Source organism: Paenibacillus farraposensis (genome assembly GCF_020736845.1).
GTDB lineage: Bacteria > Bacillota > Bacilli > Paenibacillales > Paenibacillaceae > Paenibacillus > Paenibacillus farraposensis.
Genome location: NZ_JAFFQR010000005.1, coordinates 23,344 through 47,671, shown reverse-complemented (window position 1 = coordinate 47,671; position 24,328 = coordinate 23,344). Strand labels below are relative to the sequence as shown.

General features: G+C 46.0%; 29 protein-coding genes and 1 other annotated feature. All 29 genes read left to right on the top strand.

The genetic code is table 11. The annotated features are described in order from the left end of the window. Positions 1–4 precede the first annotated feature (4 nt). Positions 5–526, top strand: coding sequence for an NYN domain-containing protein (locus JO375_RS00655; protein WP_229522656.1), 522 nt, complete (start codon positions 5–7; stop codon positions 524–526). 162 nt (positions 527–688) lie between these two features. After that, entirely contained in the window at positions 689–1,333 is a 645-nt protein-coding gene (gene sigH, locus JO375_RS00650; RefSeq protein WP_229522655.1) for an RNA polymerase sporulation sigma factor SigH, read from the top strand. A 333-nt stretch (positions 1,334–1,666) separates the two neighbouring features. Further along, positions 1,667–1,816 carry a 50S ribosomal protein L33 gene (gene rpmG / locus JO375_RS00645; protein WP_081752062.1) on the top strand — a complete coding sequence of 50 codons (150 nt, stop codon included), beginning with the start codon at positions 1,667–1,669 and terminating at the stop codon, positions 1,814–1,816. A 20-nt stretch (positions 1,817–1,836) separates the two neighbouring features. After that, a complete protein-coding gene (secE, locus tag JO375_RS00640; RefSeq protein ID WP_229522654.1) occupies positions 1,837–2,028 on the top strand; it encodes a preprotein translocase subunit SecE in 192 nt (63 codons plus the stop codon). Between the two features lie 22 nt (positions 2,029–2,050). Beyond that, the gene (gene nusG, locus JO375_RS00635; protein ID WP_007432596.1) at positions 2,051–2,584 is read left to right on the top strand and encodes a transcription termination/antitermination protein NusG; all 534 of its coding nucleotides are present in this window, start codon (positions 2,051–2,053) and stop codon (positions 2,582–2,584) included. A 74-nt stretch (positions 2,585–2,658) separates the two neighbouring features. Continuing rightward, a complete protein-coding gene (rplK, locus tag JO375_RS00630; protein ID WP_229522653.1) occupies positions 2,659–3,084 on the top strand; it encodes a 50S ribosomal protein L11 in 426 nt (141 codons plus the stop codon). Positions 3,085–3,171: 87 nt separating this feature from the next. After that, positions 3,172–3,864 carry a 50S ribosomal protein L1 gene (gene rplA, locus JO375_RS00625; RefSeq protein WP_229522652.1) on the top strand — a complete coding sequence of 231 codons (693 nt, stop codon included), beginning with the start codon at positions 3,172–3,174 and terminating at the stop codon, positions 3,862–3,864. A 68-nt stretch (positions 3,865–3,932) separates the two neighbouring features. Next, positions 3,933–4,084, top strand: a sequence feature (ribosomal protein L10 leader region). A gap of 73 nt (positions 4,085–4,157) precedes the next feature. Next, entirely contained in the window at positions 4,158–4,661 is a 504-nt protein-coding gene (gene rplJ / locus JO375_RS00620) for a 50S ribosomal protein L10 (RefSeq protein ID WP_229522651.1), read from the top strand. Between the two features lie 66 nt (positions 4,662–4,727). Continuing rightward, positions 4,728–5,093, top strand: coding sequence for a 50S ribosomal protein L7/L12 (gene rplL, locus JO375_RS00615; protein ID WP_229522650.1), 366 nt, complete (start codon positions 4,728–4,730; stop codon positions 5,091–5,093). Positions 5,094–5,255: 162 nt separating this feature from the next. Continuing rightward, entirely contained in the window at positions 5,256–5,870 is a 615-nt protein-coding gene (locus JO375_RS00610; protein WP_229522649.1) for a class I SAM-dependent methyltransferase, read from the top strand. A 340-nt stretch (positions 5,871–6,210) separates the two neighbouring features. Next, the gene (rpoB, locus tag JO375_RS00605) at positions 6,211–9,756 is read left to right on the top strand and encodes a DNA-directed RNA polymerase subunit beta (protein ID WP_229522648.1); all 3,546 of its coding nucleotides are present in this window, start codon (positions 6,211–6,213) and stop codon (positions 9,754–9,756) included. A gap of 140 nt (positions 9,757–9,896) precedes the next feature. Continuing rightward, the gene (gene rpoC, locus JO375_RS00600) at positions 9,897–13,511 is read left to right on the top strand and encodes a DNA-directed RNA polymerase subunit beta' (RefSeq protein ID WP_229522647.1); all 3,615 of its coding nucleotides are present in this window, start codon (positions 9,897–9,899) and stop codon (positions 13,509–13,511) included. A gap of 221 nt (positions 13,512–13,732) precedes the next feature. Further along, a complete protein-coding gene (locus JO375_RS00595; RefSeq protein ID WP_229522646.1) occupies positions 13,733–13,984 on the top strand; it encodes a ribosomal L7Ae/L30e/S12e/Gadd45 family protein in 252 nt (83 codons plus the stop codon). 144 nt (positions 13,985–14,128) lie between these two features. After that, positions 14,129–14,551 (top strand): 30S ribosomal protein S12, encoded by a 423-nt coding sequence (gene rpsL / locus JO375_RS00590; RefSeq protein WP_007432587.1) that lies wholly within the window; start codon positions 14,129–14,131, stop codon positions 14,549–14,551. 50 nt (positions 14,552–14,601) lie between these two features. After that, the gene (gene rpsG, locus JO375_RS00585) at positions 14,602–15,072 is read left to right on the top strand and encodes a 30S ribosomal protein S7 (protein WP_229522645.1); all 471 of its coding nucleotides are present in this window, start codon (positions 14,602–14,604) and stop codon (positions 15,070–15,072) included. 47 nt (positions 15,073–15,119) lie between these two features. Next, positions 15,120–17,198 carry an elongation factor G gene (gene fusA / locus JO375_RS00580; protein WP_229522644.1) on the top strand — a complete coding sequence of 693 codons (2,079 nt, stop codon included), beginning with the start codon at positions 15,120–15,122 and terminating at the stop codon, positions 17,196–17,198. 93 nt (positions 17,199–17,291) lie between these two features. Then, positions 17,292–18,482, top strand: a complete 1,191-nt coding sequence (gene tuf / locus JO375_RS00575) for an elongation factor Tu (RefSeq protein WP_229522643.1) — start codon at positions 17,292–17,294, stop codon at positions 18,480–18,482. Positions 18,483–18,821: 339 nt separating this feature from the next. Then, the gene (gene rpsJ / locus JO375_RS00570; RefSeq protein ID WP_006676490.1) at positions 18,822–19,130 is read left to right on the top strand and encodes a 30S ribosomal protein S10; all 309 of its coding nucleotides are present in this window, start codon (positions 18,822–18,824) and stop codon (positions 19,128–19,130) included. Between the two features lie 32 nt (positions 19,131–19,162). Next, the gene (rplC, locus tag JO375_RS00565; RefSeq protein ID WP_229522642.1) at positions 19,163–19,786 is read left to right on the top strand and encodes a 50S ribosomal protein L3; all 624 of its coding nucleotides are present in this window, start codon (positions 19,163–19,165) and stop codon (positions 19,784–19,786) included. A gap of 26 nt (positions 19,787–19,812) precedes the next feature. Next, a complete protein-coding gene (rplD, locus tag JO375_RS00560) occupies positions 19,813–20,436 on the top strand; it encodes a 50S ribosomal protein L4 (RefSeq protein ID WP_229522641.1) in 624 nt (207 codons plus the stop codon). After that, on the top strand, positions 20,436–20,726 hold the full coding sequence (rplW, locus tag JO375_RS00555; protein WP_229522640.1) for a 50S ribosomal protein L23: 291 nt from the start codon (positions 20,436–20,438) through the stop codon (positions 20,724–20,726). The genes rplD and rplW overlap by 1 nt, the downstream gene beginning before the upstream one ends. 30 nt (positions 20,727–20,756) lie before the next feature. Continuing rightward, positions 20,757–21,587, top strand: a complete 831-nt coding sequence (gene rplB, locus JO375_RS00550) for a 50S ribosomal protein L2 (protein ID WP_229522639.1) — start codon at positions 20,757–20,759, stop codon at positions 21,585–21,587. Positions 21,588–21,659: 72 nt separating this feature from the next. Then, on the top strand, positions 21,660–21,938 hold the full coding sequence (gene rpsS / locus JO375_RS00545; RefSeq protein WP_229522638.1) for a 30S ribosomal protein S19: 279 nt from the start codon (positions 21,660–21,662) through the stop codon (positions 21,936–21,938). A 36-nt stretch (positions 21,939–21,974) separates the two neighbouring features. Continuing rightward, positions 21,975–22,307: a 50S ribosomal protein L22 gene (gene rplV, locus JO375_RS00540; RefSeq protein ID WP_007432578.1), complete on the top strand. Its 333-nt coding sequence runs from the start codon at positions 21,975–21,977 to the stop codon at positions 22,305–22,307. Positions 22,308–22,320: 13 nt separating this feature from the next. Then, positions 22,321–22,986, top strand: a complete 666-nt coding sequence (rpsC, locus tag JO375_RS00535; protein WP_007432577.1) for a 30S ribosomal protein S3 — start codon at positions 22,321–22,323, stop codon at positions 22,984–22,986. 2 nt (positions 22,987–22,988) lie between these two features. Next, complete coding sequence (gene rplP / locus JO375_RS00530) at positions 22,989–23,423, top strand: 50S ribosomal protein L16 (RefSeq protein ID WP_007432576.1); 435 nt, start codon at positions 22,989–22,991, stop codon at positions 23,421–23,423. After that, positions 23,413–23,610, top strand: coding sequence for a 50S ribosomal protein L29 (rpmC, locus tag JO375_RS00525; protein ID WP_007432575.1), 198 nt, complete (start codon positions 23,413–23,415; stop codon positions 23,608–23,610). Before rplP ends, rpmC begins: the two co-directional genes overlap by 11 nt. A 50-nt stretch (positions 23,611–23,660) precedes the next feature. Next, the gene (gene rpsQ, locus JO375_RS00520) at positions 23,661–23,924 is read left to right on the top strand and encodes a 30S ribosomal protein S17 (RefSeq protein ID WP_229522637.1); all 264 of its coding nucleotides are present in this window, start codon (positions 23,661–23,663) and stop codon (positions 23,922–23,924) included. Positions 23,925–23,958: 34 nt separating this feature from the next. Beyond that, on the top strand, positions 23,959–24,327 hold the full coding sequence (gene rplN, locus JO375_RS00515) for a 50S ribosomal protein L14 (protein ID WP_229522636.1): 369 nt from the start codon (positions 23,959–23,961) through the stop codon (positions 24,325–24,327). The last annotated feature ends 1 nt before the right edge of the window (position 24,328 follow it).

The following is a 24,328-nucleotide window of genomic DNA, read 5'->3' as shown; positions in this document are numbered from 1 at the left end:
CGATATGGCTGACACGCGGGATGTTCTGCTTGTGGACGGTTACAACATGATTGGAGCCTGGCCCGAACTTTCCGCGCTGGTACAATCCGGTATGCAGGAAGCGAGGGACAGGCTTCTTGAACGACTCGCGGATCATCAGGCGTATTCCGGTAGAAGAGTCATCGTCGTATTTGATGCATACAGGGTACCGGGATTGGGAAAAGCTTTTGCCCAGAGTAAAGTCCAGATTTATTTTACGAGAGAAAAAGAGACGGCCGACGAGTGCATCGAGCGATTGGTCCGGGAGCTAAGCAGCAAGAGAAGAAGGATTTACGTAGCGACAAGCGACCAGGTAGAGCAGCATGTAGCTTTTGGCCAGGGCGCACTCAGAGTATCGGCGCGGGAACTGCTGATCGAGATTGAGGAATCCGAAAGTGAAGTACAAAAGCGAATCCAGCAGGATAGCTCCAAATTGTCCCGTAATTCACTGGATGCCAAGCTGAGTCCGGAACTTCGAAAGCTGTTTGAGCGATGGCGAAGGGAATAATCCAGTAATTGGGCGCAGTACCATTTTGAAACCATTGACAATTTTGTTAGTGCTCTTCTTTTTTAGGCTGTTGTGGTTGACGGTATCAGCTTACATCGCGTATACTTGTCGTATATTTGAGAGAGTAACGGGTACCTTGCGTTGCAGCCGGAGGGATTGTTAGTGAGTGTGGACCTCAAGGATATCATGTTGTCAAAGTTTGATTACAAAAATGATGAAGACATTGTCGGAGCAGTCCATGAAGGTGATGGAGAGGCGCTGGAGTTTCTGATTAACAAATACCGGAACTTCGTGCGGGCCAAGGCCAGATCCTACTTCCTGATCGGCGCTGATCGCGAGGATATTATTCAGGAGGGTATGATTGGTCTCTACAAATCCATTCGCGATTTCAAGGGAGACAAGCTAGCTTCGTTCAAGGCCTTCGCCGAATTATGTATTACACGGCAGATTATTACGGCAATCAAGACGGCTACACGACAAAAGCACATTCCTCTGAACTCTTACGTATCTTTGGACAAGCCTATCTACGATGAAGAGTCGGATCGGACGTTGCTCGATGTGATTTGCGGAACACAAGTAAGTGACCCTGAGGAGCTCATTATCAATCAGGAAGAGTTTGTAGGTCTTGAATACAAAATGTCAGAAATTCTGAGCGATCTGGAACGAAAGGTCCTTATGCTGTATCTGGACGGACGTTCATATCAGGAGATTGCAGAAGATTTAGACCGCCATGTGAAATCTATTGATAATGCTTTGCAACGGGTCAAGCGCAAGCTTGAAAAGTATTTGGAAGTAAGAGATAATTGAAGATAGAGGTAGACAAGGGAAAGGCTCGATTTCGAGTCTTTTTTTATTCATTCGGGCAAGGTATGCAGGTTTATATGTGTTAAAAATGATTTATACTAAAAAGATAAATAATAGATATCGCTTGGATGTTGAGGCGGATTTTCAGAGAACATTTTTGAAGGATGAGCAGATGCTAAAAATACACCACAGTAAGGACTGCGAATTGTATGCAAACACTCATTGACATGGAAAACCTCGTGTGATAAAGTGTTTTAGGTAGGCCTAAATTCGCGGTTTTTTTTTAGGATCAATTATGAGACTTCCGGTGTTGGATGTCTTCGGGAGGTGCACATCATGCGGGTAATTATTACTTTGGCTTGTACAACTTGCAAACAAAGAAATTACACAACGACGAAAAACAAGCGTAATCACCCCGACCGCATGGAGATGAAGAAATTCTGTAAGTTCTGTAACGAACAGACATCTCATCGGGAAACCAGATAGTGTTTGGAGGTGTATTCGGAGTGAAACGCAGTTTCAAGTCTCTGTTTTCCTTTTTCTCTGAAAGCTGGGCTGAACTCAAGAAGGTTCGCTGGCCCAATCGTAAAGAACTGACCAACTATACGCTGATTGTCATTGGGACAATTGCGTTCGTCACGATTTATTTTTGGGTTCTCGATATCGGCATTTCCGCTGTAGTCGAAGCGATTATCTAGGAAGGGCTCCAGGTGGCTTGATATGGAAAAAAGATGGTATGTCGTTCATACCTATTCAGGGTATGAGAACAAAGTCAAAGCCAATTTGGAAAAACGCGTTGAGTCCATGGGCATGGAAGACAAGATATTCCGTGTTCTTGTTCCAATGGAAGAAGAACTGGTAACCAAGGATGGTAAGAAAAAAACCGTTATGCGCAAAGTATACCCTGGTTATGTCTTGGTCGAAATGGTCCAAACCGACGACTCTTGGTATGTTGTTCGCAATACGCCAGGTGTTACGGGATTTGTAGGGTCGACAGGCTCGGGTTCCAAGCCGACGCCTTTGCTTCCGGAAGAAGTTGAACAGATCCTGAAGCATATGGGCATGGTAGAGCCGAAACCGAAGATTGAATTCGATGTTAAGGAATCCGTGCGAATTAAAGTTGGTCCTTTTGCGAATTTTGTGGGCTCCGTGGAAGAAATTTTGGTTGAGAAGAGTAAGCTTAAGGTTCATGTCAACATGTTTGGACGGGAAACCCCGCTTGAGTTGGATTATACTCAGGTGGAGAAAATATAGATTTTTCTTACAGGTTTCTTGTGGGAGGATCAATAGGGTCCGTCTACCACTATTGAGTCAAGGAGGTGTCATCCATGGCAAAAAAGGTAATTAAAATGGTAAAACTGCAGATCCCTGCAGGGAAAGCTAATCCAGCGCCTCCAGTAGGTCCAGCCTTGGGTCAAGCAGGTGTCAACATCATGGCATTCTGTAAAGAGTTCAATGCTCGTACTGCTGATCAAGCAGGCCTGATTATCCCGGTTGAAATTTCGGTATTTGAGGATCGTTCTTTCACGTTCATCACCAAAACTCCACCGGCTGCTGTTCTGCTGAAAGTTGCTGCTAAAATCGAAAAAGGTTCCGGTGAACCGAATAAAACGAAAGTTGCAACTGTAAATCGCGCTACTGTTCGTCAAATTGCAGAGCAAAAAATGCCTGACCTTAACGCAGCTTCTGTAGAAGCAGCAATGCGTATGGTTGAAGGTACTGCTCGCAGCATGGGTATCACCATCGTAGATTAATTTTATTAATCTACATGTGCCGGCAGTACGGCTGTCCGGTAAGTGTGGGAGGAATATCCGCTAATACCACATAAGGAGGAAAACATAATGGCTAAACATGGTAAGAAGTACCTGGAAGCTGCCAAGCTGATTAATAGCGAAGCGACTTATGAGCCTTTGGAAGCCGTTGAACTGGTGAAAAAGGCTGCAACTGCTAAATTCGACGAAACCGTTGAAGCAGCAGTTCGTCTGGGTGTAGATGCCCGTAAACAAGACCAGGCTGTTCGTGGTGTTGTTGTCCTGCCGCATGGTACAGGTAAAACACAACGCGTTCTGGTATTTGCAAAAGGTGACAAAGTGAAAGAAGCGGAAGCGGCTGGCGCTGATTTTGTTGGTGATCAAGATATGATCAACAAAATTCAACAAGGCTGGTTCGAGTTCGACGTCTGCGTTGCGACACCTGATATGATGAGTGAGGTTGGTAAACTGGGTCGTTTGCTTGGTGGTAAAGGTTTGATGCCTAACCCTAAAGCGGGCACAGTAACTTTCGACGTTGCCAAGGCTGTTCAAGAAATTAAAGCCGGTAAAATCGAATACCGTCTCGACAAAGCAGGTCAAATTCACGCGCCAATCGGCAAAGCTTCCTTCAGTGCTGAACAACTGAACGAGAATCTTAAAGCCTTGATTGATGCCCTGAACCGTGCGAAACCAGCGGCTGCTAAAGGTGTATACCTGAAAAACATCGCTATTTCTTCGACGATGGGACCAAGTGCACGTGTGAACGCATCTGTTTATAGATAATATTTTGATTGACACGTTTAATCCAATTTGTTATTCTGTAAAAGTTGTGAGTCCTTGTGACTGACCGTTAAAGTTGAATATGCTTACCGTAGACAGTAGGTGCTTTCGAGCTTAATTTCCTACCGAGGTGTTATGATAGAACGTTTCGTGTGACGGGTAATCCCCGTTCATGTGGATTTATCAAGCCTTCGTACTCTACGGAGGCTTTTTTCATGCCTATGAAAGCAGCTTTGTGAGATTAACAGAATGTTTTTTTTGAACAAAGCGAATAAATTGATCAGGAGGTGTACAGTTTGGCAAATGCAAAGGTGATTCAAGCAAAACAAGAGGCTGTGGAAGCAGTAGCTGCAAAACTGCGCGAGAGCGTAACAACTGTGGTTGCTGATTATCGCGGTCTGAACGTTGCCGAAGTAACTGAGCTGCGTAAGCAGCTTCGCGAAGCCGGAATCGAATTTCAAGTGCTGAAAAACACACTGCTCCGCCGGGCAACTGCGGCAGCAGAGTTGACTGAACTGGACGCAGTATTGACAGGTCCTACTGCAGTAGCGTTTGGTAAAGATGATGCTGTGTCTGCAGCTAAAATCTTGAACGATTTCGCTAAGAAAAACAATGCGCTGGAACTGAAAGGTGCGGTTGTAGAAGGTCGTGTTATCGGTGTTGAGGAAATCAAGGCGCTGGCAGAACTGCCATCCCGCGAAGGTCTCCTCTCCATGCTCCTCAGCGTGCTTCAAGCTCCTATGCGCAACTTCGCGCTTGCAGTTAAAGCTGTTGCGGAAAAAGAAGAGCAAAGCGCTTAAGGTAGGAATTGTACTTGCTGTATAGAAGTTAAGAACAAAAATACGAAATTAAATGGAGGTTCAACCATGAGTAAAGAGCAAATCTTGGAAGCAATTAAAGGTATGTCCGTTTTGGAACTGAACGATCTCGTGAAAGCAATCGAAGAAGAATTCGGCGTAACTGCAGCAGCTCCAGTAGCTGTAGTAGGTGGCGCAGCAGGTGGTGCAGCTGAGGCTGAGCAATCCGAGTTTGACGTAATCCTGGCAAGCGCTGGCGCTTCCAAAATCAACGTTATCAAAGCAGTTCGCGAAATCACAGGTCTTGGCCTGAAAGAAGCAAAAGAACTGGTTGACAACGCTCCAAAACCACTGAAAGAAAAAGTGGGTAAAGAAGAAGCTGAATCCATTAAAGCAAAATTGGAAGAAGCAGGCGCTTCTGTAGAAGTAAAATAATTACTGCTATCTAGCAGATAATGTGCTTTTTTAAACAAACCCCTTGAGGTGATCTTCAAGGGGTTTGTTGCTGTAAAACGGTAGTACCAGTGGAGTGCCATGATGTCTGAAACGTGAAAATAAAGGCTATGATGGTATTACAAGCGAAAGAGGTGGTCATGAATGGCTGATCATTACTACTCGAAACGGCCGGAGGCCGTGCATGAACGGCGGAATCTGGAGACAGTGCTGCGGGGGCGCACATACCACTTTGCCAGCGATGCGGGTGTTTTCTCAAAGCAGGGAATTGATTACGGCAGCCGTGTGCTGATTGAAGTGATGCAGCTCCCTGTGCAGGCTTCGGTGCTGGATGTCGGATGCGGGTACGGTCCGATTGGATTAGCGGCGGCAGCGCTTGTGCCAGAGGGTCACGTGACCATGATTGATATTAACGAGCGAGCTGTTGAACTGGCAAAAGAGAATGCGGAACGAAATGGGATTACAAATGTCACTATTCAGCAGAGTGATTTGTTCGCAGAAGTGAAACATGAGCGTTTTGACGTGGTTTTGACGAATCCGCCGATACGTGCAGGGAAAGAAACGGTACATGCCATTTTTGAGCTGGCTTATGAGCACTTAAACGAAGGTGGAGCTTTGTGGGTGGTCATTCAGAAAAAGCAAGGAGCTCCATCGGCGAGTGCCAAAATAGAGACTCTTTTCGGTTCTGTGGAGGAAGTTACAAAGGATAAGGGGTATCGGATTTTAAAAGCTGAAAAAAATTTTAGAAAAAAGCAATAGGACCATTGACTTGAATCCTGGTATATGATATTATTATAAAATGTCAGTATTAGGATGCCCTCCATGACTTTAGTTTATTGAAATGTCAATAGCTTTATGCGTAGAAGGTATAGGAAGCATCCCTATTACGTATAATATAATCATTTTGGGCAAATCTGCAAGTAATGAAGATCTTCCGGCAAGAAGATTTTGCAAATACGGGCTCTTTTTTCGAATGCATTCGAGTAAGAGCTTTTCTGTATTTGTGAATCAAATCTTCTGTATGTGTCTTATTATAAGGTCACAAACAGAGGTTCGCAATGTATTTTTAAAGTGAGTAGACATGAGGGGTGAGTTTAAGTTGGCAGGACATCTTGTTCAATATGGTCGACGCACTCGGCGCAGTTATGCACGCATCAATGAGGTACTCGAGGTTCCGAACCTGATTGAAATCCAACAAAAATCCTACGACTGGTTTTTGGAGGAAGGATTACGGGAGATGTTTCGGGATATTTCTCCAATTCAGGATTTCACAGGAAACCTGATTCTGGAGTTTATTGATTACTCTCTCGGAGAACCTAAATATACCGTTGACGACGCAAAAGAACGCGACGTAACGTATGCAGCACCGCTTCGGGTAAAAGTCCGGCTTATTAATAAAGAAACCGGGGAAGTGAAAGAGCAGGAAGTGTTCATGGGAGACTTCCCGCTGATGACTGAAACGGGTACGTTTATTATTAACGGTGCGGAACGGGTTATTGTCAGCCAGTTGGTTCGCTCTCCCAGCGTCTATTTCAGCACAAAAGTCGACAAGAATGCGAAAACAACATACACCGCAACGGTAATTCCTAACCGGGGAGCTTGGCTTGAGCTGGAGATGGATGCGAAGGATATTATCTATGTCCGGATTGACCGTACTCGTAAAATTCCGGTTACGGTGTTGCTGCGTGCGCTTGGTTTTGGCACTGATGCTGAGATTCTGGATTTGCTCGGCAATGACGAATATATCCGCAACACGCTTGATAAAGACAATACCGACTCTACCGAAAAAGCGCTGATCGAAATTTATGAGCGTCTTCGTCCGGGTGAGCCGCCTACACTGGAAAATGCAAAGAGCTTGCTCGTTGCACGCTTCTTTGATCCAAAACGTTATGATCTGGCCAACGTAGGCCGTTACAAAATCAACAAAAAGCTTCACATCAAAAACCGTCTATTCAATCTACGTCTTGCTGAGACTCTGATTGATACAACAACCGGTGAAATCATCGCTGAAGCAGGGCAAATGGTAGATCGGCGCTTGTTGGACGAGATTTTGCCTCAACTGGAGGCGTCGGTAGGACACCGTACGTATCATGTTGCCAGCGGCGTACTGGAAAGCAATGATATTCCGCTTCAAACGATTGACGTATTCTCGCCGATTGAGGATGGCAAGGTCGTAAAACTGATTGCTAACGGAAATATTGATAAATCGGTGAAACATATCACGCCTGCCGATATTATTTCCTCCATCAGTTATTTTATTAACTTGCTTCACGGAATCGGCAGCACAGACGATATTGATCACTTGGGCAACCGTCGTTTGCGTTCTGTAGGTGAGCTGCTTCAGAACCAGTTTCGTATCGGGTTGTCCCGTATGGAACGCGTGGTACGCGAAAGAATGTCGATTCAGGATGCCAATGTAATTACGCCACAGGCGCTGATTAACATCCGTCCGGTTATCGCTTCGATAAAAGAGTTTTTTGGCAGCTCCCAATTGTCCCAGTTTATGGACCAGACGAACCCGCTTGCTGAACTAACGCACAAGCGTCGTCTGTCCGCACTCGGTCCTGGCGGTTTGACACGCGAACGCGCGGGCATGGAAGTACGTGACGTCCATCCGAGTCACTACGGCCGTATGTGTCCTATCGAGACGCCGGAGGGACCAAACATCGGTTTGATTAACTCCTTGTCTACGTTTGCGCGTATCAATGAATACGGGTTTATCGAAGCCCCATATCGTTGGGTAGATCCGAAGACCGGAAAAGTTACAGACCAGATTGATTACCTGACTGCCGATGAGGAAGATAACTACATCGTAGCTCAGGCAAATGCGGAATTGACGGAGGAAAACACCTTCAAGGATGAAATCGTCATCGTCCGCTATAACAAGCAGTCTGATAACATTATTCCAATGGCTAGTAGCCGTGTTGATTACATGGACGTATCGCCTAAACAGGTCGTATCGGTGGCGACTGCACTGATTCCGTTCCTGGAGAACGATGACTCTAACCGCGCATTGATGGGTTCCAACATGCAACGGCAGGCTGTCCCGCTTCTGATTCCAAAGGCACCTTTGGTTGGAACAGGAATGGAACATAAGTCTGCAAAAGATTCCGGTGTTTGTGTTGTGTCCAAATACAACGGGGTTATCGAACGTTCTTCGGCCAACGAAATTTGGCTGCGTCGGATTGAAACTGTGGATGGCGCTGAAGTAAAAGGCGACATTGTTAAGTATAAATTACACAAATTTATGCGTTCTAACCAAGGAACATGCATCAACCAGCGTCCAATCGTGAACAGAGGCGATATTGTCAAAGTTGGCGATATTCTTGCAGATGGTCCTTCCACGGAGATGGGCGAGCTGGCATTGGGACGTAACGTTGTCGTAGCCTTCATGACTTGGGAAGGTTACAACTACGAGGATGCGATCTTGCTTAGCGAGAAGCTGGTTAAAGAGGACGTATATACCTCGATCCATATCGAGGAATACGAATCCGAAGCCCGCGATACGAAGCTCGGACCGGAGGAAATCACGCGTGATATTCCGAATGTCGGTGAAGAAGCGCTTCGCAATCTGGATGAGCGCGGAATCATTCGCATTGGTGCTGAGATTGCCGCAGGTGACATTCTCGTTGGTAAAGTAACACCTAAGGGTGTGACTGAATTGACGGCTGAAGAGCGTCTCTTGCATGCAATCTTTGGTGAAAAAGCACGCGAGGTTCGCGACACTTCCTTGAGAGTTCCCCACGGAACTGACGGGATCGTTGTAGATGTTAAAGTGTTTACCCGTGAAAATGGCGATGAGCTGCCACCGGGCGTAAACCAGCTGGTGCGTGTGTACATTGCTCAAAAACGTAAAATTTCCGAAGGCGATAAAATGGCTGGACGTCACGGTAACAAGGGTGTCGTTGCCAGGATCTTGCCTGAGGAAGATATGCCATTCCTGCCGGATGGTACGCCGGTACAGGTCGTTCTGAACCCACTGGGCGTTCCTTCACGGATGAATATCGGACAGGTGCTCGAAGTCCATCTGGGTATGGCCGCAATGCGTCTTGGTATTCATGTGGCTACGCCAGTATTCGATGGTGCCAAGGAATATGACGTATTTGATACGATGGAAGAAGCAGGCATGCAGCGCAATGGTAAAACTGTGTTGTATGACGGACGTACAGGGGATCGTTTTGAACGTGAAGTTACTGTGGGTGTCATGCACATGATCAAACTGGCGCACATGGTTGACGATAAAATCCATGCCCGTTCCACGGGTCCTTACTCTCTTGTTACTCAGCAGCCATTGGGCGGTAAAGCTCAATTCGGTGGTCAGCGTTTCGGGGAGATGGAAGTATGGGCGCTGGAAGCCTATGGCGCAGCGTACACGCTTCAGGAAATTTTGACTGTGAAATCCGATGATGTGGTTGGCCGTGTTAAAACTTATGAATCCATCGTCAAAGGTGAAAATGTGCCTGAACCGGGTGTGCCTGAATCCTTCAAGGTCTTGATCAAAGAGCTGCAAAGCTTGGGGATGGACGTGAAGATTCTGTCCGAAGACGAACAAGAGATTGAAATGAGAGAGCTTGATGACGAAGATGACTCAACCGGCGATAAGCTGAGTTTGAATCTGGAAGGCTCTGAGGTTGGTGTAGAGTAGTCTGATCGCTGACTGAATCATAACAGCTTTGTTATATGCCTTGATCCATTCGAGGATGGAATGGGCTTCTTGATACCGCCCGGTTATGCCGGGCGGTATCAAACCTAAAAACTCAGGATTTGGTTAAGGAGGGTTGCTCCTTGTTGGACGTCAACAATTTCGAATATATGAAAATCGGGCTTGCTTCCCCCGAAAAAATTCGTTCTTGGTCCCGCGGAGAAGTCAAAAAACCGGAGACGATTAACTATCGTACACTTAAACCGGAAAAAGAAGGACTATTTTGCGAGAAAATTTTTGGACCTACGAAAGATTGGGAATGTCATTGCGGCAAGTACAAACGTGTACGCTATAAAGGTGTTGTCTGTGACCGTTGTGGTGTAGAAGTTACTCGTGCTAAGGTACGCCGCGAGCGTATGGGACACATCGAGCTGGCTGCCCCTGTATCGCACATTTGGTACTTCAAAGGTATTCCAAGCCGTATGGGTCTGGCTCTTGATATGTCTCCAAGATCTCTCGAAGAGATCATCTACTTCGCATCTTATGTTGTAACTGATCCAGGAGATACGCCGCTGGAGAAAAAGCAACTTCTTTCCGAAAAAGAATATCGCAGTTACCGTGAAAAGTACGGCTACGGATTCCAAGCAGGTATGGGTGCTGAAGCAGTTAAAAAGCTTCTTCAGGACTTGGATATCGATAAAGAACTGGAATTCCTCAAAGAAGAGCTGCGTACGGCTCAAGGCCAGCGTCGTAACCGTGCCATCAAACGTCTTGAAGTGATCGAGGCATTCCGCAACTCTGGTAATCAGCCGGATTGGATGATCATGGACGTGCTGCCTGTTATTCCTCCTGAGCTTCGTCCAATGGTACAGCTGGATGGTGGACGTTTTGCCACCTCTGACTTGAATGACCTGTACCGTCGTGTTATCAATCGTAATAACCGTCTGAAACGCCTGCTGGATTTGGGCGCACCAGATATTATCGTACAAAATGAAAAACGGATGTTGCAGGAAGCTGTTGACGCTCTGATTGATAATGGTCGTCGTGGTCGTCCTGTTACAGGTCCGGGTAACCGTCCATTGAAATCCCTCAGCCACATGCTGAAAGGTAAACAAGGTCGTTTCCGTCAAAACTTGCTTGGAAAACGTGTTGACTACTCTGGCCGTTCCGTTATCGTTGTAGGTCCGTACTTGAAAATGTACCAATGCGGTTTGCCGAAAGAAATGGCGCTGGAGCTGTTTAAACCTTTTGTTATGAAAGAGCTTGTGAACAAAGGCCTGGCACATAACATCAAGAGCGCGAAGCGTAAAGTGGAGCGTGTGAGTGCAGAGGTATGGGATGTACTCGAAGAAGTAATCAAGGAGCATCCGGTTCTTCTTAACCGTGCCCCTACGCTGCACAGACTGGGTATCCAAGCTTTTGAACCGATCCTGGTTGAAGGTCGTGCGATTCGCCTGCATCCGCTCGTATGTACAGCATATAATGCCGACTTTGATGGTGACCAAATGGCGGTTCACGTTCCGTTGTCTGCGGAAGCTCAGGCAGAAGCCCGTCTGCTCATGCTGGCATCCGGTAACATTTTGAATCCAAAAGACGGTAAGCCAGTTGTTACTCCTTCCCAGGATATGGTACTTGGTTCCTTCTATTTGACGATGGACAACAAGGAAGAAAAAGGAAGTAACATGATTCTTCGCAATCCGAATGAGGCTATTTCGGCCTACCAACGGGGTACAGCGGGCTTGCATGCTCGTGTAGCTATTCCGGTTAAGGCGTTGAATAAAACGAGCTTTACAGAGAAACAACAGGATGCAATGCTGATTACAACGGTGGGTAAAATTATCTTTAACGAGATTTTCCCGGCAAGCTTCCCGTACATCAATGATGCTACCCGTGCAAACCTGCTTTATGGTACTGCCGAGGAATTCTTTGTTTACGAGAAGGGTGTAAACCTTACAGAAGCTATTCAAAACGCTCCGCAAGCTAGCGGTGTGGGTAAGGATTACCTTGGTAATATCATCGCCCGTTGTTTTGAGATTTACCATACAACCGAAACAGCCGTAATTCTGGATAAAATCAAGCAGCTTGGTTTTACGTATTCCACTCGTGCGGGTGTGACTGTTGCTGTGGCAGACGTTGTTGTACCTAAAGAGAAACAGGATATTCTTAAAAATTCCGACGATAAGGCCCAGGTTGTAACCAATCAGTACCGTCGTGGTTTGATAACAAACGAGGAGCGCTATGACCGGATTATTGATATCTGGTCCAAAGCCAAAGACGATATTACAGACATTTTGATGAAGTCCATGGATCGATACAATTCCATCATGATGATGGTGGACTCCAAGGCGCGGGGTAACAAATCGCAGATTACCCAGCTTGGTGGGATGCGTGGTCTGATGGCGAACCCATCCGGTCGTATTATCGAGCTCCCAATCAAATCGAACTTCCGTGAAGGTCTGACCGTACTCGAGTACTTCATCTCCACTCACGGAGCGCGTAAAGGTTTGGCCGATACGGCGCTGCGTACAGCTGACTCCGGTTACCTGACTCGCCGGCTTGTTGATGTGGCGCAGGATGTTATCGTGCGCGAAGATGACTGCGGAACGGATAAAGGCTTTACAGTAAGTCGTATCCAGGACGGCAAAGAAGTGATTGAGGACCTGTACGATCGCCTGGAAGGTCGTTATTGCTTTGAAACGGTGCGCCATCCAGAGACCGACGAGATTTTGGCTAGACGTAATGAACTGATTGACTCCAACAAAGCTGAAGCGATTGTTAAAGCTGGAGTCGATAAGGTTCAAATCCGTTCAGTACTAAGCTGCCGCGCCAAACACGGCGTCTGCAAAAAGTGCTACGGTCGCAATCTGGCCACTGGTAAACACGTTGAGATTGGTGAAGCAGTTGGTATTATCGCAGCACAGTCCATCGGTGAACCGGGAACACAGCTCACCATGCGTACGTTCCACACAGGCGGCGTAGCGGGTGATGATATTACGCAAGGTTTGCCTCGTATTCAGGAGCTTTTCGAAGCACGTAATCCTAAAGGTCAGGCAACCATCAGTGAAATTGACGGTGTAGTTAAAGAAGTTCGTGAAGGTAAAGACCGTCGCGAAATTGATATTCAGGGTGAGGCAGAAACGAAAACATACTCGGTGACCTACGGTTCCCGCCTGCGTGTAAGCGAAGGTATGACTGTTGAAGCCGGGGACGAACTGACGGATGGTTCAATTGACCCTAAAGAAATGCTGCGTATTAAAGGTATTCGCGGGGTGCAAAACTACATCCTTCAGGAAGTTCAGCGTGTATACCGTAATCAGGGCGTAGAAATCAACGATAAGCACGTGGAAGTTATGATTCGTCAAATGCTGCGTAAAATTCGTATCATTGATGCGGGTGACACAACGCTGCTTCCAGGCTCTTTTGTTGATGTGCATGAGTATGAAAATGCGAACAAGATAGCGATTCTCAGCGGCAAAGAGCCAGCGGTTGCTAAACCGGTTCTGCTTGGTATCACCAAGGCCTCTCTGGAAACAGACTCCTTCTTGTCCGCAGCTTCCTTCCAGGAAACTACTCGTGTCCTGACCGATGCTGCTATTAAAGGCAAGGTTGACCAGTTGCTTGGTCTGAAAGAGAATGTTATTATCGGTAAATTGATTCCTGCGGGTACAGGTATGAACCGTTACCGTAGTGTGAGATTTGCCCAACCGGATGAGGAGCAATCCTCAACAGAAGGACTCGAACCAATTTCGGCTGAGTAATAGAAAAATAGTAATAGCCCGGAACATCTTATCCTTGCTGAAGCCTTACCCTAGAGGCTTCAGCAGGCAAGTTTCGGTGTTTTTCTAAAAATGCAACGATTTATCTTTTTTTAAATGAATTATAGTTGATAATTATCTTGACATTGCTTATAGTCAATGCTAATATAGCAAAGGTGCGTGAGCAGCCTATATGCTATTAGGTCTTTTCGGAGGAATGAGATATGTCTAAAGAACAGGGACTGCAAGATGCTCATGTCAAAATCGGTACCAAGCAAACCATCCGAATGGTAGAATTGGGCTTCGCCGCAGAAGTATATGTGGCAGAAGATGCAGATCAGCGTCTCACTTCCAATATCATTGCTTTGTGCAACAAGCAGGGAGTTAAAGTTACTCTCGTAGACACAATGAAAAATCTCGGAGTTGCATGCGGGATTGAAGTGGGAGCGGCAATGGCTGCTATCGTAAAACAATAAGGTAAGGAACGTTTTTGTCTATGGAATTTTATTCTGGCCGGCAAAGACTTTTCATTTGTTCTTTTATGAACCGCCTGGGTCTGTGGGCTTAGAAAAAGGTTTGTAAAGTAACAGCAGAAATTGAGGAAGGGGGTGGCAACCAACATGCCAACTATTAACCAACTGGTTCGTAAAGGACGTCAAGCCAAAATCGAGAAATCGAAATCACCAGCTTTGCAAAAAGGTTTTAACGCCTTGAAACGTGAAGCTACCGATATCAGTGCCCCGCAAAAACGTGGAGTGTGCACTCGTGTAGGTACAATGACTCCGAAAAAACCGAACTCCGCACTTCGTAAATATGCCCGTGTTCGTTTGACGAACCGTGTAGAGGTGACTGCTTACATTCCAGGTATTGGACATAACCTTCAGGAACACAGCGTCGTGCTGATTCGTGGCGGTCGTGTAAAAGACCTTCCGGGTGTGCGTTACCACATCGTTCGCGGTGCTTTGGATACTGCAGGCGTAAACAACCGCATGCAAGCTCGTTCCAAATATGGCGCAAAACGCCCTAAAGCTAAAAAATCCTAATGAATATAAACCGCTTATGCAGGTTTAACATGTAAGAAAGGGGGATATCCATGCCACGCAAAGGTCCAGTTACCAAAAGAGACGTGTTGCCAGATCCGGTGTACAACAGCAAGTTGGTTACCCGTTTGATCAACCGCATCATGCTCGACGGAAAACGAGGCGTTGCTCAAAGCATTCTGTACAATGCGTTCAAGCTTATCCAAGAACGTACGGGGAATGACCCAATGGAAGTTTTTGAAGCAGCTATCAAGAATATCATGCCAGTCCTGGAAGTTAAAGCTCGCCGTGTCGGCGGTGCCAACTACCAAGTACCAATCGAGGTAAAACCAGAAAGACGTACGTCCCTGGGATTACGTTGGCTCGTAAATTACTCCCGCAGCCGCGGTGAGAAAACAATGGAAGAGCGTTTGGCAGCTGAGATTATCGACGCTTCCAACAACACAGGCGCTTCCGTGAAAAAACGTGAAGACACACACAAAATGGCTGAAGCGAACAAAGCGTTTGCACACTATCGTTGGTAGGATTCAGCTAAAAAAAATAACTTCAATTTTGAAGGGAGACCCATTTCATGGCAAGAGAGTTCTCCTTGAAAAATACACGTAATATCGGGATCATGGCCCATATTGACGCGGGTAAAACAACCACAACAGAACGGATATTGTTCTACACAGGCCGTACGCACAAAATCGGTGAAGTTCACGAAGGTGCTGCGACAATGGACTGGATGGAACAAGAACAGGAGCGCGGAATCACGATTACTTCCGCTGCTACAACCGCTGCTTGGAAAGGTCACCGCGTCAATATCATCGATACCCCGGGGCACGTTGACTTCACTGTTGAAGTTGAACGTTCCCTTCGTGTATTGGACGGAGCAGTTGGTGTTTTCAGTGCGAAAGAAGGCGTTGAGCCTCAGTCCGAAACCGTATGGAGACAGGCTGACCGCTACGGCGTTCCACGGATCGCATATGTAAACAAAATGGATATCATTGGTGCTGACTTCTTGAATGTTGTATCCGACATGCGTGATCGCCTTCAAGCGAACGCAGTTGCGATTCAATTGCCAATCGGCGCTGAAAATGACTTTTTAGGTATTATTGATATCGTTGGACAAAAGGCCTATATGTACAAAGATGACCTTGGTCAAGATATCGAAGAAACCGAAATTCCTGCGGAATTCAAAGATCAAGTCGAAGAACTTCGCAATGAATTGATCGAGAAGGTTGCTGAACTGGACGAAGATTTGACTATGAAATACCTGGAAGGTGAAGAGATTTCTGTTGAAGAAATCAAAGCCGCTCTCCGTAAAGGTGTTGTAGAAGTTAAGATCTTCCCGGTTATCTGTGGATCTTCTTACCGCAACAAAGGCGTTCAATTGATGTTGGATGCTGTTGTTGACTATCTGCCAGCTCCTATTGATGTACCAAGTATCCAAGGGCATCTGGAAGATGGCACAGAAGTTGAACGTCATTCTTCTGATGAAGAGCCGTTCTCCGCATTGGCCTTCAAAATTATGACGGACCCTTACGTTGGTAAGTTGACATTCTTCCGCGTATACTCCGGTGTGCTTCAATCCGGTTCATACGTATTGAATGCAACAAAGGGCAAACGCGAACGTATCGGACGTATTCTTCAAATGCACGCGAACAGCCGTCAAGAAATCACTGAAGTTTACTCTGGTGATATTGCGGCAGCCGTAGGTTTGAAAGATACAGGTACAGGTGATACACTGTGTGATGAGAAGCATCCTGTTATTCTCGAATCCATGAATTTCCCTGATCCGGTTATCGAAATCGCGGTTGAGCCTAAGACCAAAGCTGACCAAGACAAAATGGCAGTTGCTCTCGGCAAGTTGACTGAAGAAGATCCAACTCTTCGCGCTTCTACTAACGAAGAAACGGGTCAAACCATCTTGGCAGGTATGGGTGAGCTTCACTTGGACATTATCATCGACCGTATGCGTCGTGAGTTCAAAGTGGAAACCAATGTGGGTAAACCACAGGTAGCGTACCGTGAAACATTCCGCGCTCCAGCACGTGTGGAAGGTAAGTTTGTTCGTCAATCCGGTGGTCGTGGTCAATACGGTCATGTATGGGTTGAGTTCGAACCACTCGAAGCAGGTACTGGCAGCCAGTTTGAAAGCAAAGTTGTCGGTGGCTCTGTTCCAAGAGAATACATCGGACCTGCACTTGCTGGTATTGAAGAGCAAATGAAAAACGGTGTCCTGGCAGGCTTCCCGCTTGTAGACGTTAAAGCTACAATCGTGGATGGATCATACCATGATGTCGATTCCAACGAAATGGCATTTAAAATTGCCGGTTCGATGGCGCTGAAAGCAGCGAAAGACAAATGTAAACCTGTATTGCTTGAGCCGATTATGAAAGTTGAAGTAACGGTTCCGGAGGAATACATGGGTGATGTAATGGGTATGTTGAACTCCCGTCGTGGCCGGATTGAAGGTATGGATTCCCGTGGCGGTGCCCAAATCATTCGTGCAATGGTACCATTGTCCGAAATGTTTGGATACTCGACTACACTCCGTTCCGGTACACAAGGACGCGGTGTGTTCTCCATGGAACTTCATCATTATGAAGAAGTTCCGAAGAGCATTGCCGAAGAGATCGTTGCCAAAACCAAAGGCGGCGAGTAATACAGTGTATTAGCTGCCCGGTATACATAAGGGTTACCGAATGGTATCCGGCAGCAAAAAAATAAATTAAGTTATTGAGGAGGAATTGTTCAAATGGCAAAGGCTAAGTTTGAACGTACAAAACCGCACGTTAATATCGGTACTATTGGTCACGTTGACCATGGTAAAACAACTCTGACTGCAGCAATCACAACTGTATTGTCCAAAACTTACGGTGGTGCTGCTGTAGCATTCGACCAAATCGACAAAGCTCCAGAAGAGCGCGAACGCGGTATCACAATCTCCACAGCACACGTGGAATACGAAACACCTAACCGTCACTATGCACACGTTGACTGCCCAGGTCACGCCGACTATGTTAAAAACATGATCACTGGTGCTGCACAAATGGACGGAGCGATTCTGGTTGTATCCGCAGCTGACGGCCCAATGCCACAAACTCGCGAACACATCCTGTTGTCCCGTCAAGTAGGCGTTCCTTACATTGTTGTATTCCTGAACAAATGCGACATGGTTGAAGACGAAGAGCTGTTGGAACTGGTTGAAATGGAAGTTCGCGACTTGCTGAGCGAGTACGAATTCCCAGGCGACGACACTCCAATCACTCGTGGTTCCGCTCGTGAAGCATTGCAAAACCCAGAAGGCGACTGGGCTAAGAAAATCGTTGAAATGTTCGAAACAATCGACACTTACATCCCAACTCCAGAACGCGACACTGACAAGCCTTTCCTTATGCCTGTCGAGGACGTATTCTCCATCACTGGCCGTGGTACAGTTGCTACAGGCCGTGTAGAGCGTGGTACTGTTAAAGTGGGCGACGAAATCGAAATTATCGGTATTCAAGAAGAGTCCCGTAAATCCGTAGTAACAGGCGTGGAAATGTTCCGCAAATTGCTTGATTCCGCTCAAGCTGGTGACAACATCGGCGCACTGCTTCGCGGTGTAGATCGTGCACAAATCGAGCGTGGTCAAGTATTGGCTAAGCCAGGTTCTGTTAACCCGCATACAGAATTCTCTGCTCAAATCTACGTTTTGACTAAAGAAGAGGGTGGACGTCACAAACCTTTCTTCACTGGATACCGTCCGCAGTTCTACTTCCGTACAACTGACGTAACAGGTATCATCACGCTGCCAGAAGGTTCCGAAATGGTTATGCCTGGTGACAACATTACGGTTACTGTTCAACTGATCAGCCCAATTGCGATTGAAGAAGGAACTAAGTTCTCCATTCGTGAAGGCGGCCGTACAGTTGGTGCCGGTGCCGTAGCAACGATCTCTAAATAATAGGGTTACTAGCCTTGAATATAGCAACATTGTACTAGAACGAGTAACATTGTATTGGAACGAAGCTAAACGAGCCCCTGCCCTGGTGCGGGGGCTTTTCTCTTGAGAGTATGGCGAATTACAAATGCAATAGCATCTTTTTGAAAATAGATGTATTGTTTTTTGTGTTTTTACTTGCAATAGGCAGAACTATTAGATATAATAACTAATGTTGTTTGTGACTGTGCGATGATGTGAGAGGTTACTGACACACCCGGCCCCTTTGCCATGGGAGGGGTGTTGGAAAATTTTCACGGAGTATGTCCGATACCAAATTGGGCGATAGAAGGAGGGACTAAAATGGCAAAGCAAAAAATTCGTATTCGTTTGAAAGCTTACGATCACAGAATTCTTGATCAATCCGCTGAGAAAATTGTTGAAACAGCTAAACGTTCGGGTGCTGGTGTATCCGGGCCAATTCCGCTGCCAACTGAAAAACAAGTTATTACTATTCTCCGTGCGGTACACAAGTACAAGGATTCTCGGGAACAATTCGAAATGCGCACTCACAAGCGTTTGATCGATATTGTTAATCCGACTCCACAAACTGTGGATGCCTTGATGCGCTTGGACCTGCCGTCCGGTGTAGATATCGAAATTAAATTGTAATATGTGATTAGGAAAAGAAAAGAGGTGTCAACATGAAAGGTATCTTAGGAAAAAAACTCGGAATGACTCAAGTGTTTACTCCAGAAGGTAACGTACTTGCTGTTACAGTTATCGAAGCAGGTCCTTGCGTTGTTCTGCAAAAGAAAGATCTGGAAAACGATGGATACGAAGCGATCCAACTCGGTTTCTCTGATAAGAAAGAAAAAAGATCGAATAAACCAGAAGCAGGACATGCGAAAAAAGCTAATACTGCACCTAAGCGCTACGTTCGTGAACTTCGTGGCATCGACCTTGCTGCGTACGAGGTTGGTCAAGAACTGAAGGCTGATGTCTTCACAGAAGGCGAATTCGTTGACGTAACAGGTATTTCCAAAGGCAAAGGCTTTGCTGGCGTTATCAAACGTTGGGGACAAAGCCGCGGACCAATGGCGCACGGTTCTCGTTACCACAGAGGTCCAGGTTCCATGGGCTCTATTCAAGCCAATCGCGTTCCTAAAGGTAAACACTTGCCAGGACACATGGGGCATGAAACAGTAACGATTCAACGTCTTGAAGTTGTTAAAGTCGATACAGATCGCAATGTATTGCTCGTGAAAGGTTCCATTCCAGGACCTAAAAATAGTTTCGTTAAAGTATCAGAAACGGTGAAAAAATAAACGACTGAAGAAAGGAGGAACACGAAATGCCAAAAGTAGCACTTTTAAATATTAGCGGCAGCCAAGTAGGCGAAATTGAATTGAATGATGCGGTATTCGGTATCGAACCGAACAAACACGTTCTTCATGACGCTGTTGTTATGCAGTTGGCTTCCCTGCGTCAAGGTACTCACAAAGTAAAAGGACGTTCTGAAGTACGCGGCGGCGGACGTAAGCCTTGGAAACAAAAAGGTACTGGTCGTGCTCGTCAAGGTTCAATCCGTGCACCGCAATGGGTTGGTGGCGGTACAGTATTCGGTCCGACTCCACGCAGCTATGCTTATAAATTGCCTAAAAAAGTTCGTCGTCTGGCGATCAAATCGGCCCTTTCATCTAAAGTGATTGAGAATGAAATTATCGTATTGGACGCTCTTACTTTGAACGGACCTAAAACGAAAGAATTCGCAGCCATTTTGAAAAACCTTAAAGCTGATCGTAAAGCATTGGTCGTAGCTCCTAGCTATGATGACAATGTAGCACTGTCCGCTCGTAATATTCCTGGTGTGAAGTTTGTAGCCGCAGACGGCATTAATGTTCTTGACGTGCTTGGACACGACAAACTGATCATTACGAAGGAAGCAGTTCAGAAGGTAGAGGAGGTGCTCGCGTAATGAAGGATCCTCGTGATATTATCAAACGTCCGGTTATCACCGAACGTACGGCTAACATGATGAATGACTTGAAATACGTTTTCGAGGTTGATATTCGTTCTAATAAAGTCGAAATCAAGAAAGCAATCGAAGCGATCTTTAACGTGAAAGTAAGTAACGTAAATACGCTTCGCGTTCCTGCAAAACCCAAACGCTACGGACGTCATTCCGGCTATACGAGCGAGTGGAAAAAAGCGTTCGTAACGCTGAGCAAAGACAGCAAACCGCTTGAGTTCTTTGAAACGGTATAATTGAAACTGTAAAGTAAGGAGGGAAACTCAGTGCCAATTAAAAAGTATAAACCGACGTCCCCGGCCAGACGTGCTATGTCTGTATCTACTTTCGAGGAGATCACAACAAATCAGCCCGAGAAATCGTTGCTGGCACCTCTGAGCAAGAAAGCTGGACGCAATAACCAAGGTAAAATTACGGTTCGCCATCAAGGCGGTGGACACAAACGTAAATACCGTATTATTGACTTCAAACGTAACAAAGATGGAATACCGGGCCGCGTTGCTACGATCGAATACGATCCAAACCGTACGTCCAACATCGCACTTATCCACTATGTGGATGGTGAAAAACGTTACATCATCGCTCCTAAAGGTTTGAAAGTAGGGGACGAAGTGGTATCCGGTCCGGATTCCGATATCAAAATCGGTAACTCCTTGCCTTTGGAAAACATTCCAGTAGGTACGGTTATCCACAACATTGAATTAAAACCGGGTAAGGGTGGCCAACTCGTTCGCGCTGCTGGTACGGAAGCCCAACTTCTTGGTAAAGAAGAAAAATATGTAACAATCCGTTTGACTTCTGGCGAAGTTCGCCGCATTCTGAAAGTTTGCCGCGCTACAATCGGTTCTGTTGGTAACGAAGACCATGAGCTCGTGAAAATCGGTAAAGCCGGTCGTAGTCGTTGGTTGGGACAACGTCCTGAAGTTCGTGGTGTTGTAATGAACCCTAATGATCACCCTCACGGTGGTGGTGAAGGTCGCGCTCCAATCGGACGTAAATCCCCAATGTCTCCATGGGGCAAACCAACTCTTGGTTACAAAACGCGTAAAAAAGGTAAAGCATCTGATAAATACATCGTTCGTCGTCGTACTAAGTAATAAAACGTGCGCTTAAGTCGCACGTTAACATTTTAGAGAACGACAACGCTTTAACGAAGGGAGGATTTATAAATGGGTCGCAGTCTTAAAAAAGGGCCGTTCATTGATGGTTACTTGCTGAAAAAAGTAGAGGTTTTGAACGAAACGGACAAGAAAGCCGTGATCAAAACTTGGTCCCGCCGCTCTACAATTTTCCCGCAATTTATCGGACATACGTTTGGTGTATACGATGGTCGTAAACACGTGCCAGTATACGTAACGGAAGATATGGTTGGACACAAATTGGGCGAATTTGCTCCAACGCGTACGTACAAAGGCCATACAGATGACGATAAGAAAACTAGAAGATAATTAACACAGCGTAGTGTTTGAGAGGAGGTAAACTCAATGGAAGCAAAAGCACATGCTAAGTCCGTGCGGATTTCCGCTCGCAAAGTAAAGCTTGTTATCGATTTGATTCGCGGCAAGCAGGTTGGTGAGGCGATTGCAATTCTTCGTCACACTCCGAAATCAGCTTCTCCAGTCGTTGAGAAATTGTTGAATTCTGCGATCGCAAATGCAGATCACAACTACTCTATGGATGTAAATAAGTTGGTAGTATCCGAGGTTTTCGTAAACCAAGGTCCTACAATGAAACGGTTCCGCCCGCGTGCAATGGGTCGTGCAAGCCGCATCAATAAACGCACCAGTCATATTACTCTGGTGGTATCTGAAAAATAAGGAGGGAAAACGTGTGGGCCAAAAGGTAAATCCCGTCGGACTCCGAATCGGTATTATCCGTGATTGGGAATCCAAATGGTATGCAGGCAAAGATTTCGGTGATCTTTTGCTGGAAGACGTTAAGATTCGTGAGCATCTGAAAAAAAGATTGAAAGACTCCGCTGTATCCCGTGTTGAAATCGAGAGAGCAGCTAACCGTGTCAACGTAACGATCCACACTGCGAAACCAGGTATGGTTATCGGTAAAGGTGGTTCCGAAGTTGAGAACCTGCGTAATGAAATTACTAAAATTGCAGGCGGTAAAAAGGTACACATTAATATTTCTGAAATCAAAAATCCTGAACTGGACGCGATTTTGGTTGCTGAAAGTATTGCACAACAATTGGAACGTCGTGTTTCTTTCCGTCGTGCGTTGAAACAAGCAATCCAAAGAACTATGCGTTCAGGAGCAAAAGGAATTAAAACTCAAGTAGGCGGACGTCTTGGCGGTGCCGAAATCGCTCGTTCCGAAGGGTACAGCGAAGGAACTGTTCCACTGCATACGCTTCGTGCCGACATTGACTACGGTACAGCGGAAGCTCATACTACTTATGGCCGTCTTGGCGTAAAAGTATGGATCTATCGTGGAGAAGTTCTTCCTCCAGCTAAGAAACAAGCTCCTCAGGAAGGAGGCAACTAATCATGTTGGTACCTAAACGTGTAAAACATCGTAAACAACAACGCGGTCACATGAAGGGGCGTGCAAAAGGCGGAACTACACTGAACTTTGGTGAGTACGGTTTGCAAGCTACTGAACCTGCATGGATCACTAACCGTCAGATCGAAGCTGCTCGTATTGCGATGACTCGTTACATCAAACGTGGTGGTAAAGTTTGGATTAAAATTTTTCCTGACAAACCAATTACTCAGAAGCCTCTTGAGGTTCGTATGGGTAGCGGTAAAGGTAACGTAGAAAAATGGGTTGCAGTTGTGAAACCAGGTAAGATCATGTTCGAACTTGCTGGTGTACCGGAAGAGATTGCTCGTGAAGCAATGCGTCTTGCCGCTCACAAACTGCCAATCAAAACTAAGTTTGTGAAACGTGAAGAATTGGGTGGTGAAGCAAATGAAGGCTAGTGAATTCCGCAACCTAACCACTGCTGAAATCGAACAAAAGATCTCTGGTTTTAAAGAAGAACTTTTTAACCTTCGTTTTCAACTCGCTACCGGTCAGCTTGATAACCCGACTCGGATCGGCGCTGTGCGTAAGGAAATTGCTCGTGCAAAAACTGTGATCCGTGAAAGAGAACTTGGGATTAGCTAAGATATTAGACCGGGTGGAAAATCCGCCTGTAATTAGGAAGGAGGCCAACAATGAGCGAACGTAATGCCCGTAAAGTATTAGTCGGTAAAGTGGTCAGCGACAAAATGGATAAAACGATTGTGATTGCTGTAGAAACTTACAAAAAACACAATCTCTACCATAAACGCATCAAAGTGACTAAGAAATTCAAAGCTCATGATGAAAACAACATCGCACAAATCGGCGATACTGTTAAGATCATGGAAACTCGTCCTTTGTCCAAAGACAAAAACTGGAGACTGGTCGAAATCGTTGAAAAAGCTGTTATAATCTAATGTAGCGCAGTTTTTCCGAAAGGAGGATAAATAAATGATTCAACCATTTACACGTTTGACTGTGGCTGACAATTCCGGCGCGAAGGAACTGATGTGTATCCGTGTGCTCGGTGGTACGGGACGTCGTACAGCTCAAATTGGTGACCTGATCGTTTGTTCTGTAAAACAAGCAACACCAGGCGGCGTTGTCAAAAAAGGTGATGTAGTAAGAGCGGTTGTCGTTCGTACTAAACGTTCTGTTCGTCGTAAAGACGGTTCCTACATCGGATTTGATGAGAACGCAGCAGTTGTTGTTAAAGAAGACAAGAGTCCACGCGGTACTCGTATTTTCGGACCAGTTGCTCGCGAGCTTCGTGACAAAGACTTCATGAAAATCGTTTCCTTGGCTCCGGAAGTGATCTAAA

Excerpts from the sequence above, each read along its gene's own strand:
- JO375_RS00655 (WP_229522656.1), top strand. The coding sequence starts at position 5 with ATGGCTGACACGCGGGATGTTCTGCTTGTGGACGGTTACAACATGATT.
- rpmG (WP_081752062.1), top strand. The coding sequence starts at position 1,667 with ATGCGGGTAATTATTACTTTGGCTTGTACAACTTGCAAACAAAGAAAT.
- nusG (WP_007432596.1), top strand. The coding sequence starts at position 2,051 with ATGGAAAAAAGATGGTATGTCGTTCATACCTATTCAGGGTATGAGAAC.
- rplK (WP_229522653.1), top strand. The coding sequence starts at position 2,659 with ATGGCAAAAAAGGTAATTAAAATGGTAAAACTGCAGATCCCTGCAGGG.
- rplA (WP_229522652.1), top strand. The coding sequence starts at position 3,172 with ATGGCTAAACATGGTAAGAAGTACCTGGAAGCTGCCAAGCTGATTAAT.
- rplL (WP_229522650.1), top strand. The coding sequence starts at position 4,728 with ATGAGTAAAGAGCAAATCTTGGAAGCAATTAAAGGTATGTCCGTTTTG.
- JO375_RS00610 (WP_229522649.1), top strand. The coding sequence starts at position 5,256 with ATGGCTGATCATTACTACTCGAAACGGCCGGAGGCCGTGCATGAACGG.
- JO375_RS00595 (WP_229522646.1), top strand. The coding sequence starts at position 13,733 with ATGTCTAAAGAACAGGGACTGCAAGATGCTCATGTCAAAATCGGTACC.
- rpsL (WP_007432587.1), top strand. The coding sequence starts at position 14,129 with ATGCCAACTATTAACCAACTGGTTCGTAAAGGACGTCAAGCCAAAATC.
- rpsG (WP_229522645.1), top strand. The coding sequence starts at position 14,602 with ATGCCACGCAAAGGTCCAGTTACCAAAAGAGACGTGTTGCCAGATCCG.
- fusA (WP_229522644.1), top strand. The coding sequence starts at position 15,120 with ATGGCAAGAGAGTTCTCCTTGAAAAATACACGTAATATCGGGATCATG.
- tuf (WP_229522643.1), top strand. The coding sequence starts at position 17,292 with ATGGCAAAGGCTAAGTTTGAACGTACAAAACCGCACGTTAATATCGGT.
- rpsJ (WP_006676490.1), top strand. The coding sequence starts at position 18,822 with ATGGCAAAGCAAAAAATTCGTATTCGTTTGAAAGCTTACGATCACAGA.
- rplC (WP_229522642.1), top strand. The coding sequence starts at position 19,163 with ATGAAAGGTATCTTAGGAAAAAAACTCGGAATGACTCAAGTGTTTACT.
- rplD (WP_229522641.1), top strand. The coding sequence starts at position 19,813 with ATGCCAAAAGTAGCACTTTTAAATATTAGCGGCAGCCAAGTAGGCGAA.
- rplW (WP_229522640.1), top strand. The coding sequence starts at position 20,436 with ATGAAGGATCCTCGTGATATTATCAAACGTCCGGTTATCACCGAACGT.
- rpsS (WP_229522638.1), top strand. The coding sequence starts at position 21,660 with ATGGGTCGCAGTCTTAAAAAAGGGCCGTTCATTGATGGTTACTTGCTG.
- rplV (WP_007432578.1), top strand. The coding sequence starts at position 21,975 with ATGGAAGCAAAAGCACATGCTAAGTCCGTGCGGATTTCCGCTCGCAAA.
- rplP (WP_007432576.1), top strand. The coding sequence starts at position 22,989 with ATGTTGGTACCTAAACGTGTAAAACATCGTAAACAACAACGCGGTCAC.
- rpmC (WP_007432575.1), top strand. The coding sequence starts at position 23,413 with ATGAAGGCTAGTGAATTCCGCAACCTAACCACTGCTGAAATCGAACAA.
- rpsQ (WP_229522637.1), top strand. The coding sequence starts at position 23,661 with ATGAGCGAACGTAATGCCCGTAAAGTATTAGTCGGTAAAGTGGTCAGC.
- rplN (WP_229522636.1), top strand. The coding sequence starts at position 23,959 with ATGATTCAACCATTTACACGTTTGACTGTGGCTGACAATTCCGGCGCG.